The following is a 17,912-nucleotide window of genomic DNA, read 5'->3' on the forward strand; positions in this document are numbered from 1 at the left end:
TTCAGGTGGAGATCGGGCAGCATGTCGGGGTGACTAATCGGCGGCGCATGCGCGTGTACGGGGCTCTAGCCGGTCTGCTGGTCGGGTTCTTCGCGGTTCTGCTGGGGCCGGCCGCGCCCGCGAGCGCGCACGCGGCCCTGGTCAACAGCGATCCCGCCAACGGCACGATCGTGCCCGACGCGCCGAACAAGGTGACGCTGACCTTCAGCGAGTCCGTCCAGCTGCTCTCCGGCAAGATCCAGGTGCTGGCGCCGGACAGCAGCCGGGCCGACCAGGGTGAGCCGACCGTCGACGGCGGTACGGTGACGATCCCGCTGCGCTCGGGCGGCAGCCGCGGCACGTACCTGGTCAGTTATCGCGTCATCTCGGCCGACAGCCACCCGGTCGGCGGCAGCATCACCTTCTCGGTCGGCGCTGCCTCGGCGCCGCCCTCGGCCACGGTCGACGAGACCAAGGTCAACCCGGTCGTCCGCGCCCTCATCCCGGTCGGCAAATACCTCGGGTACGCCGGTCTGGTGCTGCTCGTGGGTCCCGTGCTGGTGCTGGCGCTGCTCTGGCCGCACCGGCTCAGCCGCCGCGGCCCGGCCCGGGTGATCTGGACCGGCGTCGGGCTGATCACCGTGAGCACGCTGATGGCGCTCTGGCTCCAGGCGCCGTACTCGACCGGCTCCACGCTCTTCGACGTGCGCGTCGGCGACCTGCGCGACGTGCTCGGCAGCACCTTCGGCGCGGTCATGCTGGTGCGCCTCGGCGTCGTCTGCGCGGCCGCCCTGCTGCTCAGACCGCTGCTGAAGGGCCGGGGCAACGAGTCCAAGGCCGACCTGGCCCTGCTCGGGGTGCTCGGCGTGGCCGCGCTGGCCACCTGGCCGCTGACCGGCCACCCGACCGCCTCCCCGGTGGCCGGCGTGTCGGTCGTGGTCGACGCGATCCACCTGGCCGCGATGGCCGTCTGGCTCGGCGGGCTGGTCATGCTCGTCGCCTTCCTGCTGCCGCAGGCCGACGAGCGGGAGCTCGGCGCGATCCTGCCGATCTGGTCGCGCTGGGCCGCCACCGCGGTGAGCGCGCTGATCATCGCGGGCGTCGTCCAGGCGCTGATCGAGGTGGCATCGCTGAAGGGGTTGGTCGACAGCACGTACGGCCAATTGATTCTGGTCAAGGTGGGCCTCGCGGCCGTGGTGCTCGGTGTGGCCTGGTGGTCCCGTCGACTCGTACGGTCGAAATCAGCCGAAACCGAACCGCGCGGCCTCCGCAAAATCGTGATCGCCGAGCTGGCGATCACCGCGGTGATCCTCGGCGTCACCTCGGCCCTGGTGCAGATCTCGCCGCCGCGCACGGCCGAGGCGGCGTCGTCGGCCGACACGAACACGACGGTGACCAAGACCCTCACCGATCCGAAGATGGCCGTGCAGATCGACATCTTCCCGGCTCAGGTCGGCAACAATTCGATTCACCTGTACGCCTTCACGCCCGACAACAAGCCGCTGACGGTCGTCGAGTGGAAGGCGACGGCGGCGCTCCCGGCGAAGGGCATCGAGGCGATCGAGATCCCGCTGCTGCGCATCACCGACTTCCACGCGGTCGGCGACATCGCCCTGCCCCAGCCCGGTGAGTGGACCTTCAAGATCACGGCCCGGACCAGCGACATCGACCAGTCGACACTGACCACCACGGCCACCATCAACTGAAGTTTTCCCAGGCCCGGTTCCCGCTTTTGCCGGGGGCCGGGCTTTTTCGTGCTAGTGATTCGCGGCTGTTTGACCACTTTAGGGGTATTTGGATCTGTATGGTCGGCGCAGTTAGTGCTGATACAGGGGGAGAAGCTGATGCGGGTGTTCCGCACCATCCTCGGGATGCTGCTGCTGGCCATCGGCCTGCCGTCGCTGCTCGCCGGCGCCGGCCTCTGGGCCGCCATGCAACACCGCGACCCCGGCGGCGCCTTCAGCGGCGAACTGCAGCGGCTGTCCACACCCGGCTACGCGTTCGTCGTCCCCGACGTCGACCGCCTGCTGCGCGCGGACGCGTCCTTCACCCGCATCGGCGACACACAACTGCGCCTGCGGGCCGACACCCAGGCCGGCCCGGCGTTCGTCGGCCTGGCGCCCACGGCCGAGGTGCAGCGCTACCTGGGCGGCGTGCCGTTCTCGGTCGTCCGCACGGTCGACATCGGCACCGGAGCCCTTCCGGTGGCGACGACCTTCAACCGCGGCCGTACGGCCCCGGCCACGCCCCCCACGCGCAACGACTTCTGGACCAGGAGCGGCCTGGGCCAGGTCTCCTGGACACCCGGCGACGTGACCGGCGGCCCGTACAGCCTGGTCGTGATGACACCGACGGCCCAGCCCGGCCTGCAGTTGACGGCCACGGCCGAGATCCGCCCCGGCTGGCTCAACTCGAGCACGTGGGGCCTGCTGACCTTGGGCACCCTGCTGCTGATGGTCGGCCTGATCACCGTGGCCTGGCCGTCCCGCCGCCGCGAAATCGTCTACGTGGTGGAGCCCAGCCAGGTCCCGGCCCTGATGGCGGCGATCGGCGCCCCCATGCCCACGGCCGCCCTGACCCCACCCCGCCACGGCGGCGCCCACCGCCCCCGCACCTTGGCCGACGCCCAGAAGCGCCACCCGGCGGCCCTGCCCCCGGCCCTCGACTGGCCCCCCTCCGGCGAGCCGGCCATGGCCGGCGCCCGGCCGGCGCTCGGCCCCGCCGCCTCCGGCTCCCCACTCTCCCCGGCGGGCCCCTCGGCGTCGTCCCTTTCCCCGTCGTCCATATCTCCAGCCGGCACGTCAGCTTCGACCCTTTCCTCGGCTTCAGCCGCCGCGCCTGTCTCTCCGACCGGCCCGTCGGCGTCGTCCCTTTCCTCCCACTCCGGCACGACAGCTTCCAGCGCTTCGCCTGAAGGACCTCTTGCCGCCGGACCGGGCGTCGACCGTGCGGCGTCTTCGGCCGGTGCTTCGTCCTTGGCCACGGGATCGCTTTCACCTTCCGATGGCGCCGCTGCGACGGCTTCACCCTCGGCCGGTGCGCCGCTTTCGTCCTCGGCCGGTGTGCCGCTTTCGTCCTCGGCCGGTGTGCCGGCTTCGCTCTCGGCCGGTGCTCCGGCGCAGGCGGGGCCCGGGTCGGCGCCGCAGGGACGTCAGCCGGACGGTCCGCCTTCGGCCGCCGAGTACGCGGCCGCCACGGCGATTCCCGGGCGTTCCCCGCGACCGAACGGTCAGCGAACACCCGCCCCCGGCGAACCGCTGAGCTACATCGGCGCGCACTCCGCCGCCGGCCCGGTCTCGCTCCCGATGGGCGACGCCCCCAGCATGCCCGACCCACTGTTCGGCGGTCGCCCCGAGCGAGCCGCCCGCCGCCACGCGGCCGCCCCCACCGACATCCCGATGTTCCGGGCCTCCGCGGTAGGAGCCTGGGTCGCCGAAACCGCCCCCGCCCGGGCCCGCCAGGCCGAGGCCCAGGCCGCCGCCCGGGTGGCCGAAGCCGCCCGCCGCCGAGCCGCCGCCATGGAGAACGCACCCTCCAACCTGGCGCCCGCACCGGACACCACCTCGCCGGCCCCGGCCCCCGAAGCACCGGCCACGGCCACCCCGGAACCGGCCGGTTCCCGCTTGATGACCAGCGCCGACCTTCCCACCGCGCCCCCGTCGGCGGACTCCGGCCCACGTCCGGCTACGCCGCCTCGCCGCCCCGCCGGAACAAAGCCGTCCCCGCGCCCAACCCGAAACCCGGCCGAAGCCGCTCCCACACCCGACACCTCCATCACCCCGACCGAGTCACCGGCGCAGCAGGCGCCTGACGTTGCGTCCGTGGCGGACGGTTCCGTCGCGTCGGCCGAGTCGGTGGCCGACCGCGGCGATCGCGCGCCGGGCGAGGCCGTTGGGCCGGTCACTCATGGACGAGCGAACGTCGGTTCGGCCGAGCGGGACGATCTCGAGTCGGCAACCGGTTCGGCGCGGGCGGACGAGACGATCGACGTCGATGCTGTGGCGGCCGCCTACGCGGCGGGCGCGGCGGATGCTCGGGCATTCCGCGGTGAGGCGGCGGGCTCGGCGGGCGAAGCTCCGTCGGAGGTCGATGCGGGCATGGCCGGGTCCGTCGGCGATCGGGACCTTGCGGCCAGCTCCGCCCGCGCCGCCAGTGGGAGCTCGGAGGCGTCACGTGATCCGCGCATGGCGGGTCAGCGGGTTTCCATGGTTACCGGGCCCAAGGCCACCGACTGGGCCGCGACCGGCCTGCGGCGGTCCCAGCCGCCGCGGGTTGGCCGGCAGTCCCCGTCGAACGGCCGGCCCTCTCCGAACGGTCGCCCTTCGCCCTCGCCCGCCGGGTTCGTGGCCAACGGCTCGGGTCCTGACGTGGAGGCGCCGGCTGGGTTCGTGGCCAGCGGCTCGGGTCGCGACGTGGAGGCGCCGGCTGGGTTCGTGGCCAGCGGCTCGGGTCGCGACGTGGAGGCGCCGGCTGGGTTCGTGGCCAGCGGCTCGGGTCGCGACGTGGAGCCGCCCGCCGGACTCGCGGCGAACGGGTCCATCTCTTCGTCCGGCGGGTTCGGGGCTGACGGCTCCGCCCCGGACGTGGCACCGACCGCGGACCGAAGCCGTCGTTCGGCTGGGGCGCCCTCACCCGCTGACGTGGCTCGGTCGCTTCACCGTGATGGGGTGGGAAGCCGCGGAGTGAACGGTGGTTCAGCGGTCGGTGGCGGGGCTCACCACGGCAGTGATGTTGATCGCGGAGAGGGTGTCGATTCTGGCGTTCGGGGCGATTCGGCCGTACATGTTGAATCGGTCGTCGCGGTTGACCCGGCTTCGCTGGGGAAGGTGACGACTTCGGGTGAGTACGCGGAGAGCTTCCGCGCGGAGCCCGGAACGGCTGTGTCAGGCAGCGCTGGCGGAACGGCTCGCGACGACGAGCAGGCCGCCGAGCCGATGCGGGGGCAGCCCACGAAGCTTTACCCGGAGTCGGCCACCCCATCCGCCAGTGGGGGCCGGCCGGCCGTGGAGGCCGGCACCGAGGCCACCGGCGAAAGCCAGGGCCCGGTGCCGGTTTTCCCGCCCCGCGCGGAGAACCGCGCGGAGAACCGCGCGGAGAACCGCGCGGAAAGCGGTGCAGAGAGCGGCGCGGAGAACGGCATCGACGAGCAGCAGCCCGAGAACGGGCGCCGCGAGGGCGTGTCCGAGGGGAAGCCTGCCGCAACCACAGCGCCGGCGCCGCCGAGGCCTGCCGTGCCCCAGCCGCCCGCACCGTCGCGGCCGATCGTTCCTTCACCGGCCCGTCCGTCGCCGGAAGCATCGGCCCGTCCGTCGCCGGAAGCGAATGCCACCGAGGCCGCGGCACCCGCCGAACCGGCCGCGCAGTCCACGGACGGTGCGGTCACGAAACCGGCCGCCGAGCCGCTGGCGGAGTCCGGTGCCGGGTCGGTGCCCGAGCCGGTCGGGGACTCGAGTGCTGCGGCGGCTGGTGGTGCTGAAAGTGCAGCGTCCGGTGAGGAAGCCGCTGAAGGTGCGGCGGCAGAGGGAGCAGAGATGCGGGGTTTGGGGCGGCGGCAGGTCGAGGGTGGTCTGCTTGCTCAGGCGCAAGGGCGTGTCGAAGGTGGGATGCCTTCCACCTTTGCCGGGCGGCTGCCGGGCAACGGGTCGGGCCGCCCGGCGCCGGTTGCCTGGCGGCGGGCCGCGGAGAGTGTGGCGGCGCGGGCGGCGGCCGCAGCCGAGAACGCCGGGGATGAGGCCGAGCAGCCAGGGGTGACCGGGCGGCCGGGACGGGCTTCGGGGAAGACGGCGCGGAGCCGCGCCGTTCGGGCGAAAGCGCCGGAGCTGGAGCCGTCGGTGGCCGCTGATGTCGAAGAGGAGCCGGTCGCCAACGGTAAGGCGGCGCCGGCACGGGTCGCCAAGTCGTCGGCCAAGCCTGCCGTGAAGGCAGCGGCTCCGGCCAAGAGCACGTCGGCCCGGTCGAGTGGGGCCGCGAAACCGGCGGCGCCGGCCAAGACGCCGGGGCAGGCGAAGGCGGCGAAGGCGGCCAAGGCCAAGCCGGCCCGGCAGCCGGATGTTCCGGTGCGGACCAGCACGGGCACCATTCCGGCTCGCAGCGGCACCCCGACCGGCTGGCTGGCCGCCTATCAGAAGGAAGCCGCGGAGCTGCTCGCCGCCTCTGGTCAGCGCCGCCGGCGCCGGACCACGGCGACCACCGACGAGCAGCCGGCGGAGAATACGGAGTCGACCCGTCGACGGCGTCCGGCTCCGCCCGCCAAGGACTGACGCACCGCCACGAAGGCCGCTCCGCGCTGGAGCGGCCTTCGGCGCGTCTGGGCCCCGTACGGCCGAAAGGGCCCTCCACGCTGCCGACGCGGAAGGCCCTTTACCGGGGGAACGGAGTAACCGAAGGGGGGCTTCGTCCGTTAAGACCAGTTTAGCCCTTGGTGCGGCGATGTGGGAAGTCATCGCCCGAAAGCGGGCAATCGTGCCTGTCGTGCCCGGACGGGTGGCTCGGAAACACGTCGCAGCGGTTCGGGGGGTTGCGGCGTACGCTGTGCGGGTGGCGGATCTTCTGGTGTGGATCGACTGTGAGATGACGGGCCTCGATCTGGGCAAGGACAAGCTCATCGAGGTGGCGGCGCTGGTCACCGATCCCGACCTCAACGTGCTCGGCGACGGCGTCGACCTGGTCATTCACGCCGACGACGCGGCGCTCGACGCGATGCCGCCGGTGGTGCGCGACATGCACGCCAAGTCGGGGCTCACCGATGAGGTGCGGGCGTCGGCGATCACGATGGCGGAGGCCGAGGAGGCCGTGCTGGCGTACGTGCGTCAATTCGTGCCGAACCCCCGCACGGCACCCCTTTGCGGCAACTCGATCGCGACCGACCGCGGCTTCCTGGCCCGCGACATGCCGGCGCTCGACGACTTCCTGCACTACCGCATGATCGACGTCTCCTCGATCAAGGAACTGTGCCGCCGGTGGTACCCGCGGGTGTACTTCGGGCAGCCGGCCAAGGGCCTGGCCCACCGGGCGCTCGCCGACATCCGGGAGAGCATCCGCGAGCTGGAGTACTACCGCCGGACCATCTTCGTGCCGCTGCCGGGGCCGGACGTGGAGACGGCGAAGTCGATCGCGGCCGAGCTGTAAGAGGTGTCACCCGGGCGTGCGCGGTAACCCACTCGACGGGGCCCCGAAGGATTCGGCTATGATTGCTCGGCACCACGGGGAACGCTCCCGTGCGCGATGGTGGTCGTAGCTCAGCTGGTAGAGCACCGGGTTGTGGTCCCGGGGGTCGCGGGTTCAAGTCCCGTCGATCACCCCATTGAAAAAGGCGCGGTCATGGCGACCGCGCCTTTTGCTTTTCCCGAGCTCAGCCGCCCATCGAGGCGCCCACGCCGTTGCCGGTGGTCAGGAAGATGGTCTTCGGCAGGGTGCCCGACGGTGGGCGTGGGGCCTCGGCTGTGGTCGGGTCGACGGAGCGGAAGCTGGCGGCGGACCAGTCGTCCTCCTGCCAGCTGTTGCGGGTCTCGGAGGAGCCCTCGGCCAGGCCGGCGGGCTCGATCCGGTTGTCCACGGCGGCGTTCGTTCGCAAGGTGGCGGGGCCTCCGGGGAGGGCGAATCCGGAGCCGCCGTTGCCGTAGGCGGTGTTGTTGGTCAGAGTCAGGCCGGTGACCTGGCCGGCGTCGTCGGTGAAGCCGTGGTTGCCGTTGGTCCACGCCGCGTTGTGACGCAGGGTGTGTGGGGCGCCGCCGGTCAGGACGAAGCCGTTGCCGCCGTTGTCGTAGGACCAGTTGTATTCGACGGTCACCGGGTCGGCGAAGTTGAGGTCCAGGCCGGACTGGGCGTTGTGGGCGAAGCGGTTGCCGCGGACGCGGTTGCCGGTGCCGTCGCCGAACATGAAGCCCAGGCCGATGCCGTTGCCGTCGGTGAAGTCGCTGTCGAGGACCTGGTTGCCGGTGGTGCCGGGGTCGCGCAGCAGCAGGCCCGAGCGGGCGTTGTTCCGCATCAGCAGGTGGCGGAAGACGGTCGATCGGCAAGAAGAGCAGACGTACGCGTGGCCAGCCGAATTGATCACCGAGAGGCCCTGGACCGTCCAGCTCACGGTCTGTTGCGTCACGGCCCATTCGGTGTCGGGCAGTGACGACGCATCGATCACAGGCCGTTCGTCGCGGTAGTTGCTCAACGTGACGCCGGTGGCCTTCGACGAGATCGTGAGGCCGGACGACAGGCGATAGGTCCCTCCGCGCAGCGCGATCGTCTGGCCGGTCCGGGCCGTCGAGACGGCCTTCTGGATCGAGACGTACGGGCGGGCGAGCGACCCGTCGCCGGAGTCCGACCCGTTCGGCGCCACGAAGACGTCGGCCCGCTGCACGCCGAGGCCCGCGACCGGCAAAGCCGAGGGGGACGCGGTGGTTGACGAGGCATTGGGTGTACGGCTGCGGACCGCCGCCCCCGGAGCAAGCGGTCGCACCGCGCCGGACGGTGGAGCGACGGCCACCGGCGGCGGAGCCGTGGACGGGGTCTCGTAGACGGCATAGACGAACCCGCCACCGGCCACGGCCGCCGCGGTCGCCGTGACGGCCGCGATCTTGGCCTTGAAACCGAGCCATCCGGAGGCCGCGCCGGGCCCCGACAGGGCACCGGTGCCCGAGCCCGACAGCGCGCCGGCGGCTGACCCCGACGCGGCGCCGGCGGCAGACCCGGACACGGCGCCGGCGGCAGACCCGGACACGGCGCCGGCGGCCGGCCCCGACAGCGCGCCGAGCGCCCCCGCGGCCGACGCCGACAATGCCGCGGCGGCTGGGGGTGACAGCACCGCGGCGGCCACCGCGAGCGGGACCGGCAGGGCGGCGACGCCCAGCAGCAGTTCCTCCGGGGCGACCAGGCCGTGCCGGGCCAGGACGCATTGGGGGCAGTTTCGAACATGGCGCACGAGCCGCTTGCGCCACAGTGGATCGGCGACCCCGTTCCACCGGCGCACTTGTTCCTGCAATGACGGGCAGCGCGGCCGGGACCGCAGCGCCCGGACCACCGAGCGGGCCGCGTCGAGCTGGGCCTTCATCCGCTGCACCCGCACGGCCGCGTGTTTGGGCTGCACCTCCAGGGCCGCCGCCAGCTCCGGCCGGCTCAGCTCGCCCGCCGCCTCCTGCCACCACAGGCCGAGCAGTCGTCGGTCGCCGTCGTCGAGCCAGTGGGTCGCCTCGATCAGTTCGCGCCGCTGTTCGGCCACCACCAGCTCGGCCGTCGTGCGCTCGGCGAAGTCGCCCACCGGGTCGGGCACGTCGAACGACAGCGTGAGCCGCGGCGCCGACTTCTGCGAGCGGAAGTGCATCTGGATCTGCCGGTACGCGATCGCGATCAGCCACGACCGGAACCGGGCGGGCTCGCGTAGCGTCGGCAGGCCGCGCAGGGCCCGCAGCATCGTGTCCTGCACCAGGTCGTCGACGTCGGGATGACCGTCCAGCGCCCGCCCGACGATGTTGTAGATCAGCGGCAGGTGCTCGGCGATCAGCTCGTCGCGGGCCGCCGCGTCCCCGGCCTGCGCGTCGAGCACCAGGGAGGGCGCGATCTGACTCTGAGTCACGACACCTCCCGGCAACACATCGAACATCATCAAGCGCGAAAAGCGTGACACAGCAGGTGGCGATAGGCCAGCAAACAACTTCGGCAAGTTTTTGTTGTCGCCCGGCGACACCAGCATCTACCAGGATGCCGCGTCCCCCAGCGCGGTCACAGCGCAGCGTAACCGAATGGGAGCGCTCCCGAAATGTGAGAGGACCATCGTGAGACGTCTCGTCGTGGCCGCCTTGGCGGTCGCCGTCCCCACCGCCGCGATCGTCTACAGCGTCCTGCCCGCGGCGGCGGCCACCCTGCCCGCCACCAACGGCATCTATCAGCTCAAGGTCACCAAGAGCGCCAAGTGCATCGACGTCCCGGGCGCGTCGAGCGCGAACGGCGCCCTGCTCCAGCAGTGGGGCTGCACGACCGGCGCCGCCTGGCAGCAGTTCAAGTTGCTGCCAAATGGCGCAAATTACTCACTGCAGAATGTCAGCAGCGGCAAATGCATCGATGTCCCTGGAGCGAGCACGACGAGCGGCGTCCAGCTTCAGCAATGGGGCTGCGCGAGCAGCCAGGCGAATCAGCAGTGGCGCCTGAACCCCAGCGGCACCAACACGTTCCAGATCATCAACGTGGGCAACGGTCTCTGCATCAGCGACAAGGACGCCTCCACCGCGTCCGGCGCCGCGATCATCCAGGAGACGTGCACCGCCAACAGCAACAAGCAGTGGGCTTTCGTCACCGAAGCGACCCAAGCGGCCACGGTGGCGAAGGACGGCACGGGTCAGTACACGACCGTCCAGGCCGCCATCGACGCCGTCCCGGCCAACAACACGACCCGCCGCGTGATCACCATCAAGGCCGGGACCTATCGCGAGATCGTCACCGTCCCGTCCAACAAGCCGTACGTCACCCTTCAAGGCCTCGGCGGCAGCGCGAGCCAGACGCTGATCGTCAACAACCACAGCAGCGCCGGCGGCTACGGCACCTCGGGCAGCGCGACCGCCTTCCTCGACGGCCACGACTTCGCCGCGACCAACCTGACCTTCTCCAACGACTACGGCGAGGGCAGCCAGGCGGTCGCGGTCAACCTCAACGCCGACCGCTCGGTCTTCACCAACGTGCGCTTCCTCGGCAATCAGGACACGTTCCTGGTCAACAACAACCGGTCGTACGTCAAGAATTCGTACGTCGAAGGCACCGTCGACTTCATTTTCGGCGGCGCGACCACCGTCTTCCACGGCAGCACGATCCACGAGAAGCGCACCAGCGGCGGCCCGATCACCGCGGCCAGCACCGACGCCGCCAAGACGTACGGCCTGCTCTTCTACCAGTGCACGATCACCGGCGCCACCAGCAACGTGACCCAGCTCGGCCGCCCGTGGCGCCCGAACGCGCAGGTTCTGTACCGCGAGTCGAACCTCAGCGCCACGATCAAGAACGCCCAGCCCTGGACCGACATGTCCGGCAACACGTGGCAGAACGCCCGGTTCCTCGAATACAAGAACACCGGCTCCGGTGCCACCGTCAACGGCAACCGGCCGCAGCTCAGCGACGCGCAGGCCGCCAACTACACCCCGCAGAAATATCTGGCCGGCACTGATGGCTGGAACCCGGTCGGTTGAGAGGGATCAAAACCATGAAAAAGCCGATTTTGTACGCCGCGGCGCTCGCCCCCGCGTTGATCATCGTCGCCACGAGCGTGCTCCCGTCGGAAGCCGCCGCCCTCCCCGCGACCGGTGGCACCTATCAACTGAAGGTCACCAAGAGCGGCAAGTGCATCGACGTGCCGAGCGCGTCGAGCGCGAACGGCGCCCTGCTCCAGCAGTGGGGTTGCACGACCGGCGCCGCCTGGCAGCAGTTCAAGTTGGTCGCCGCGGGCAGCAACTACCTCCTCCAGAACGTCAGCAGCGGCAAATGTGTCGACGTTCCCGGGGCGAGCGCGGCCAGCGGCGTACAACTGCAGCAATGGGGTTGTGCCTCTGGCCAGGCCAACCAGCAGTGGCGCCTGGCCGCCAGCGGCACGAACACGTTCCAGATCATCAACGTCGGTAACGGTCTGTGCATCAGCGACAAGGACGCCTCCACGGCGAGTGGTGCCGCCATCATCCAGGAGACGTGCACCGCCAACAGCAACAAGCAGTGGGCGTTCGAGGCTTCGAATCAAGGCCGCACCTGGCCGTCCACTCCGGACGGATTTGCCTCCACCGGCGGCGGCACCACGGGCGGCGCGGCCGGGCCGACGGTCACCGTCAGCACGATGGCCGACCTGCAGAAGTACGTCACGGCGACCACCCCGTACGTCATCAAGGTCAATGGGGCCATCACCATCACGCCCAAGGGCACCGAGCTCAAGGTGCAGTCGAACAAGACGATCGTGGGGGTCGGCACGAGCGGTCACATCGTCGGCGGCGGCTTCTTCCTCGGTACGGGGGTACGCAACGTCATCATCCGCAACCTCACCATCCGTGACACCGCGATGCCGGACGACGACCCCGACGACAAGGTGTACGACTACGACGGCATCCAGATGGACACGGCCGACCACGTCTGGATCGACCACAACACCATCACGCGGATGAACGACGGCTCGATCGACAGCCGCAAGGACACCAGCTATCTGACCGTGTCGTGGAATGTGCTGTCGAGCAACAACAAGGCGTTCGGCATCGGCTGGACCGACAACGTGACCGCGCGGATGACGATCCACCACAACTGGATCCACGACACCAATCAACGCAACCCCAGCGTCGACAATGTCGCCCTGGCTCACCTCTACAACAACTACCTGCAGAACATTTCGTCGTACGGCAATCTCTCGCGCGGCAGCACCAAGCTCGTGCTGGAGAACAGCTACTTCGACAACGTGAAGAACCCCTACTACAACGACACGTCCGCCGCCCAGCTCAAGCAGAGCGGCAGCATCGTCGTCAACAGCTCCGGCAAGCAGCAGACGAACGGCTCCGCCTTCACACCCAGCAGCTACTACTCGTACACGCTGGACCCGGCGGCGGACATCCCCAGCCTGCTCAAGACCTACGCCGGCCCGCAGGCCACCATCGGCCAGTAAGCCTTACCGCGCGAGGGGAATGGCCGGCCGGGGCTCCAACGGCCCCGGCCGGTCAGGCTCAACGGCGCTCCCAGCAGCACGCGGCAACGGTCCGGCCGGTGATCGAGCCGGACCTGGCCGCTTTCGCAGCGGCGTTCGAGACGGACGAGGTCGCCATTCGATGCCTCCGACGTCTGCCTTGTGGCGTTCGGCCCCAGCGGCGGTTTCATGAAGGCCGTCCGGATCAGTGCCGATGACAAGACCCGCACAACCTCGGCCGAACTGATGCGTAAGGCGGCCGAGCTGCAGATGCCGCATCTCAGGAACCGGTCCATCGTCCAAGGCGTCGGTGTCTAACGTCTACCTGCCCGGACTCCCTCAAGAAGCGTGATAGAAGAAGCGGCCCAGGCCGATGGTGAAGATCGTGATGCCGTAGAGGGCGTGCTCGATCGAGACCACCAGCAGTGAGCCGGTCCGCTGGTAGCGCCGGGCGAAGAGCCACCCGCCGGCCAGCGTGGCGACCACCGCGAGCACGTTGCCGAAGAGCAGGTGGACGAAGCCGAACGCGACAGCGCTGGCGGCGGCGCCGTAGGGATATCGGTGCATCAGGAAGCCGCGATAGAGCAGCTCCTGCGGATAGACCGAGAGCAGCGGATAGCCGATGCAGATGGCGAGCCAGAGCCACGGCTGTTCGCGGGGCAGAATGAGTAGATTGTCGCGATCGAACAGGGCGACCGCACCGAGCGCGAATACCGACACCACGGCCCAGAGCCCGACGACACCGGGCAGAGCCGCGGGCAGGGCGGACGCCCGCAGAAGCGGCAGCGACGAGCGTCGCATGTAGACGATTACCAGCGCGGCCGCGACCAGCAACACCGGAATCGGGCCGCCGGGCACGTCCAGCACGATGTAGAGGCCGGCGACGCCGTAGAAGAGCAGCAGATGTTCGGCGAGTCGGCTCATCACCGGCGACGCTAGGCGGCGCAGATGTCGGGCGGGTGGACTCAGCGTGGCAGAAGCTGGTGCAGTGCCCCGATCAAATGCTCGGTCTGGAACGGCTTGTGCAGCAGGGGCGCGTCGGCCGGCAGCTCCTGGCCGCCCGGGGCCGGGCCGCTCGTGTAGCCCGACATGAACAGCACCGGCAGGTCGGGCCGGGTGCGGCGCAGCTCGGCGGCCAGCTGGGTGCCCGACATGTTGGGCATGATCACGTCGCTGAGCAGGGCGTCGAAGGTGAAGTCGTCCTCGCGGCACATGCGCAGCGCCTCCAGCGGGTCGCCCGCCGCGTGCACCTCGTATCCCGCCTTGCGCAGGATGCGGCAGACGATGTCCCGTACGCCGTCCTCGTCCTCGACGACCAGGATGCTGCGGCCCTGGCCCGACGCCGCGGCCGGGCGGGGGATCAGCGTGGCCGCCGGCGCCGTCACCTCGGCCGGTGGCAGGCAGACCCGCACCGTCGTGCCCTCGCCCAGCACCGACTCCAGCCCGATCGTGCCGCCGGCGTCGGCCACCACCCCGTACGCCGTGGCCAGGCCCAGACCCGTGCCCTTGCCCCGGCCCTTCGTGGTGAAGAACGGCTCGAACGCCCGGGCCGCCACCTCCGGCGGCATGCCGCTGCCGTTGTCCGTGATCGTCAGGCAGACGTGGCCGGTGTCGCGGTCGACGCCGGTCGCGATGGTCAGCCGGCCGCCCGACGGCATGGCCGCGCGCGAGTTCATGACCGCGTTCATCATGACCTGCTCCAGCTTGCTGCGATCCATGGTGATCGGCGGCAGGTCGAGCGACAGTGTCGTCCGCAGCTCGATGTCCTCGCCCAGCGTGCGGCCCAGCAGGCGCTGCATGTCGGTGGCGACCGCGTTCAGGTCGAGGGTCTCCGGGCGGGACGGCTCGAGGCGGCTGAAGATCAGCAGTTGCCGGGTCAGGCCGCTGCCCCGGGCCGCCGCCTGCTCGATCGCCTGGGAGTCGGGGTGCAGCGGGTGACTCGGCCCGAGTTCCTCGGACAGCATCGCGGCGTAGCCGGAGATCACGGCCAGGATGTTGTTGAAGTCGTGGGCGATGCCGCCGGCGAGCTGGCCGAGCGAGTCGAGCCGTTCGGCCTGGCGCAGCTGCTGCTCCATCTCGGCGCGTTCCTGCTCGGCCCGCACCCGCTTGCTGATGTCGCGCATGATGCCCTCGACCGCGATCGGCTGCCCGTCGGCGTCGGTGACCGCGCTCGCCCGCTGCTCGATCCAGGCGACCCGGCCGTCGTGGCAGTGCCAGCGCATGGTCAGGGTGCCGGGCTGGGCCGAGCGCCACGACTGCTCCAGCGCGTGCCGGTCCTCGGGATCGACCAGCCGGAAGATCAGGGCCGGGTCGGCGTAGAAGTCCTCCGGCGGGTGGCCGGTGATCGGCTCGACCGCCGGGCTGAGGTATTCCATGGCCGGCGCCGGGTGCAGCCGGAACCGGAAGATGATGTCGTGCGCGTGCTCGGCCAGCAGCCGGAAGCGTTCCTCGCTCTCGCGCAGGGCCGCCTCGGCGTGGCGGTGCTGGCGGCGCTCGGCGGCCTCGGTCAGCTCGCGCTGCACGGCGGGGGCGAGGCGGGCCAGCCGGTCCTTGAGCACGAAGTCGCGGGCGCCGGCGCGCATCAGCGCCGCCGCCGTCTCCTCGCCGATCTGGCCCGACACCAGCAGGAACGGGATCTCCAGGTCGTGCTCGCGGACCTGGTCGAGCACGTCCTCGGCGCGCACGCCGGGCATGTTGTAGTCGCAGATGACGACGTCCGGCGTCCGCTCGGCCAGCGCCGCGGCGACGCCCTCCGCGTTCTCGGCACGGGTGGTGGTGACGGTCAGCCCGGCCTTGCGCAGGGCCCGGGCGACCAGCAGCGCGTCGTCCTCGCTGTCGTCGACGACCAGAACGTGGATCATCGGATCGTCCACCCGTCCGGGGCCGGGGAGAGGCTGAACGAGAAGGCCGCGCCCTGGCCCGGTTCGCCCGCGGCGCAGATCTGGCCGCCGTGCCGGGTGACGATGCGGTGCACGATGGCCAGGCCGATGCCGGTGCCCTCGAACTCGCTCTGCGCGTGCAGGCGCTGGAACGGGTCGAACATCTTGTGCGCGTGCCGCATCTCGAAGCCGGCGCCGTTGTCGCGCACGGTGAAGACGGCGACGTCGTCCTTGAGGGAGACCGACATCGTGATGCGCGGCTCCGGCTCGTACGACGTGAATTTGTAAGCGTTTCCGAGCAGATTCTGCAGCACGAGCCGGATCAGGTGCGGATCACCCATCGCCTCCAGCCCGTCCGGGATGTCGAAGACGACCGTGCGCAGCGGGTCCGAGGCGAGCAGCTCCTCGGCCACCTCGCGGGCGAGACCGCTGAGGTCCGTACGCTCCCGGCGCAGCTCGCTGCGGGTGGCGCGGGACAGGTGCAGCAGGTCGTCGATCATCTGCGCCATGCGCTCGGCGTTGGCCTGGATGCGCGACAGGTAGCGCTGACCCTCGGCGTCGAGCACGCCGGCGTAGTCCTCCAGCAGCACCTGGCTGAAGCCCTCCAGGGAGCGCAGCGGCGCCCGCAGATCGTGCGAGACCGAGTACGCGAACGCGTCCAGTTCCCGGGTCGACGCCTCGAGCTGGGCCGTGCGCTGCTCGACCCGCAGCTCGAGCTCCTCGTTGAGCAGGCGCACCTCCTCCTCGGCCCGCTTGCGCTCGGTGATGTCGGTCGAGATGCCGCAGACCGCGTACGCCTTGCCCTCGCTGTCGGCCAGGGGGAACTTGACCGTGATGTACGTGTGCAGGCCGTCGTCGCCGGGAGCCTGCTCCTCCACCTTCACCGGCTCGCCGCGGGCGAACGCCTCGAGGTCGTTGTGGCGGAACTCGTCGGCCAGTGGCTCGGGGAACAGGTCGTGGTCGGTGAGCCCGACGATGTCCTCGCGGCGCAGCCGGAACAGTCGCTCGTACTCCCGGTTGACCAGGAGATAGCGCCCCTCGGCGTCGCGCATGTAGATCACGGCCGAGGTGTGGTCGATCAGGGCCATGAGCTGCTCGGGGCCCACCTCGACCAAGGGCCGAGTGCTCATCTCGACCTCTCTCATCCCACCTGTGCGACGGAAACCGACGCTACCCGGGACGCCGGTATCCGGGGGGCTTTTATGGCTTTTTGCAGGCCGGACAGCAGATGGTCCTGGCGGGCGCGGGTGAGCCGCTCCAGGAACGTCTCGTTCATCCCGGTCGTCCCGCTGCGGTTGGAGACCAGCGGCCGGTCGCCGAGTCCGTTCGCGTCGCGCTGCCGCTGCGGCTTGAACAGGAACTTCTTGCTCAACATCAGATGGGCCCCGGCGGCCCGGGCGTGCTCGGTCAGCAGCCGGTACCAGTCGGCCAGCGCCGGATGCCGGCCGAGCAGCCGGTCGAGGTCGGCCGGATCGGCCACGGCCAGGTCGTCCGCCGCCACGTCGATCGCGCTCAGCAGCCGCTCCGGCAGGGTCGGCTGGGTCATCAGGTCGTCCAGCACCGCCCGTTCGCCGTCGAGCAGCGCCGGATAGATCCGCCGCACGTGCCGGTGGTAGTCGGGGATCGCGATGCCGAGCAGGAAGTCGCGCTTGAGCGCCTCCGGGTCGAGAGCGCCGCTGGGCGGGATGTCGTCCTCGGTCCAGTGCACCGCGAACTGCCGGAACACGTCCATGAAGAATTCGGCCGGCATGCTGGCCTCGGGCGGCGAGGCCGCGAAATCGAGGAACAACTGCCGAAGAGCGGTCAAGATCTCGGCGGCCAGCCGTACGCGCCCGACGGCGTCCTCGCAGACCAGCCCGGCCCCGTCGCGGGTGAGAGGGTCGAGCACCTCGTTGACCGCCAGCTCCAGCGCCTCGCCCTGCTTGACCAGCAGGAAGAACCGTTCCTCGCTGCCCGTGCCGGTGTAGCTGCGGATGCGCCCGTCGTCGAAGACCCCCGGCAGCTCGGCCAGGCACTCGTCGCCGCGGTGCACCTGGAGGGTGCCCACGTTCCAGCGGACCAGGGAGGCGTAGCTGTCCCGGCCGCAATGGCCCTTGCCGGTGTGCGTGGCCAGGGCGGCGAAGTAGTCGCGGAACGGCATCTCGCCGGCCCCGGCCAGCAGGCCGTCGAAGGCGCGCTCCGGATGGTGGCGCCCGTTGGGCGTCCATTCCTGGTAATGCCGGGACACGGAGGCGCCGACGAAGCCGAGCCGGACCACGAGCCGCTGTGCCTCGAGCTGGTCGAGCCGGCAGACGGCCGGCAGGTGCGGGAGCAGGACCTCGCGGGCCTGCTCGGCCAGCAGGCCGGGCGGGGCGTCGCCGTCGAGGATGGCCCGGTTGAGGCGGGGCACCTCATCGTCCAGCCATGCGTCGATCATGTTCCTTCTT

General features: G+C 70.7%; 10 protein-coding genes and 1 tRNA gene. 6 read left to right on the forward strand and 5 right to left on the reverse strand.

The features are described from left to right. Positions 1–47: 47 nt before the first annotated feature. The 4 genes from CRP55_RS10630 to CRP55_RS10645 all read left to right on the forward strand — a co-directional run bounded on the left by CRP55_RS10630 (position 48) and on the right by CRP55_RS10645 (position 7,282). Positions 48–1,685, forward strand: coding sequence for a copper resistance CopC/CopD family protein (locus CRP55_RS10630; protein WP_097319574.1), 1,638 nt, complete (start codon positions 48–50; stop codon positions 1,683–1,685). A 138-nt stretch (positions 1,686–1,823) separates the two neighbouring features. Beyond that, a complete protein-coding gene (locus tag CRP55_RS10635) occupies positions 1,824–6,239 on the forward strand; it encodes a hypothetical protein (protein ID WP_143234538.1) in 4,416 nt (1,471 codons plus the stop codon). A 271-nt stretch (positions 6,240–6,510) separates the two neighbouring features. After that, complete coding sequence (gene orn, locus CRP55_RS10640) at positions 6,511–7,107, forward strand: oligoribonuclease (protein ID WP_097319578.1); 597 nt, start codon at positions 6,511–6,513, stop codon at positions 7,105–7,107. Positions 7,108–7,206: 99 nt separating this feature from the next. Next, a tRNA-His gene (locus CRP55_RS10645) sits at positions 7,207–7,282 on the forward strand. A gap of 48 nt (positions 7,283–7,330) precedes the next feature. Here the strand turns inward: CRP55_RS10645 and CRP55_RS10650 are convergent. Further along, positions 7,331–9,544: a sigma-70 family RNA polymerase sigma factor gene (locus CRP55_RS10650; RefSeq protein WP_281260774.1), complete on the reverse strand. Its 2,214-nt coding sequence runs from the start codon at positions 9,542–9,544 to the stop codon at positions 7,331–7,333. Between the two features lie 199 nt (positions 9,545–9,743). On the opposite strand from CRP55_RS10650, the gene CRP55_RS10655 reads away from it, so the two are divergent. Beyond that, complete coding sequence (locus CRP55_RS10655; RefSeq protein WP_245922911.1) at positions 9,744–11,144, forward strand: pectinesterase family protein; 1,401 nt, start codon at positions 9,744–9,746, stop codon at positions 11,142–11,144. A gap of 14 nt (positions 11,145–11,158) precedes the next feature. Beyond that, positions 11,159–12,589 carry an RICIN domain-containing protein gene (locus CRP55_RS10660; protein WP_097319581.1) on the forward strand — a complete coding sequence of 477 codons (1,431 nt, stop codon included), beginning with the start codon at positions 11,159–11,161 and terminating at the stop codon, positions 12,587–12,589. 357 nt (positions 12,590–12,946) lie between these two features. On the opposite strand, the gene CRP55_RS10665 is transcribed toward CRP55_RS10660, so the two are convergent. The 4 genes from CRP55_RS10665 to CRP55_RS10680 are packed head-to-tail and all read right to left on the reverse strand — an operon-like array spanning position 12,947 to position 17,902. Then, positions 12,947–13,531 carry a CPBP family intramembrane glutamic endopeptidase gene (locus tag CRP55_RS10665; RefSeq protein ID WP_097319582.1) on the reverse strand — a complete coding sequence of 195 codons (585 nt, stop codon included), beginning with the start codon at positions 13,529–13,531 and terminating at the stop codon, positions 12,947–12,949. Between the two features lie 41 nt (positions 13,532–13,572). After that, a complete protein-coding gene (locus tag CRP55_RS10670; RefSeq protein ID WP_097319585.1) occupies positions 13,573–15,468 on the reverse strand; it encodes a response regulator in 1,896 nt (631 codons plus the stop codon). Continuing rightward, positions 15,465–16,616 carry a sensor histidine kinase gene (locus CRP55_RS10675; protein WP_179855117.1) on the reverse strand — a complete coding sequence of 384 codons (1,152 nt, stop codon included), beginning with the start codon at positions 16,614–16,616 and terminating at the stop codon, positions 15,465–15,467. The genes CRP55_RS10670 and CRP55_RS10675 overlap by 4 nt, the downstream gene beginning before the upstream one ends. A gap of 11 nt (positions 16,617–16,627) precedes the next feature. Next, positions 16,628–17,902 carry a hypothetical protein gene (locus CRP55_RS10680; RefSeq protein ID WP_245922912.1) on the reverse strand — a complete coding sequence of 425 codons (1,275 nt, stop codon included), beginning with the start codon at positions 17,900–17,902 and terminating at the stop codon, positions 16,628–16,630. Positions 17,903–17,912 lie beyond the last annotated feature (10 nt).

The sequence above is a fragment of the Paractinoplanes atraurantiacus genome (assembly GCF_900215205.1).
Taxonomy (GTDB): Bacteria; Actinomycetota; Actinomycetes; order Mycobacteriales; family Micromonosporaceae; genus Actinoplanes; species Actinoplanes atraurantiacus.

Bases quoted from the DNA above. Each gene is read 5' to 3' on its own strand.
- CRP55_RS10630 (WP_097319574.1), top strand. From the start codon at position 48: ATGCGCGTGTACGGGGCTCTAGCCGGTCTGCTGGTCGGGTTCTTCGCG.
- CRP55_RS10635 (WP_143234538.1), top strand. From the start codon at position 1,824: ATGCGGGTGTTCCGCACCATCCTCGGGATGCTGCTGCTGGCCATCGGC.
- CRP55_RS10660 (WP_097319581.1), top strand. From the start codon at position 11,159: ATGAAAAAGCCGATTTTGTACGCCGCGGCGCTCGCCCCCGCGTTGATC.
- CRP55_RS10665 (WP_097319582.1), bottom strand. From the start codon at position 13,531: ATGAGCCGACTCGCCGAACATCTGCTGCTCTTCTACGGCGTCGCCGGC.
- CRP55_RS10670 (WP_097319585.1), bottom strand. From the start codon at position 15,468: ATGATCCACGTTCTGGTCGTCGACGACAGCGAGGACGACGCGCTGCTG.
- CRP55_RS10675 (WP_179855117.1), bottom strand. From the start codon at position 16,616: ATGAGCACTCGGCCCTTGGTCGAGGTGGGCCCCGAGCAGCTCATGGCC.
- CRP55_RS10680 (WP_245922912.1), bottom strand. From the start codon at position 17,902: ATGATCGACGCATGGCTGGACGATGAGGTGCCCCGCCTCAACCGGGCC.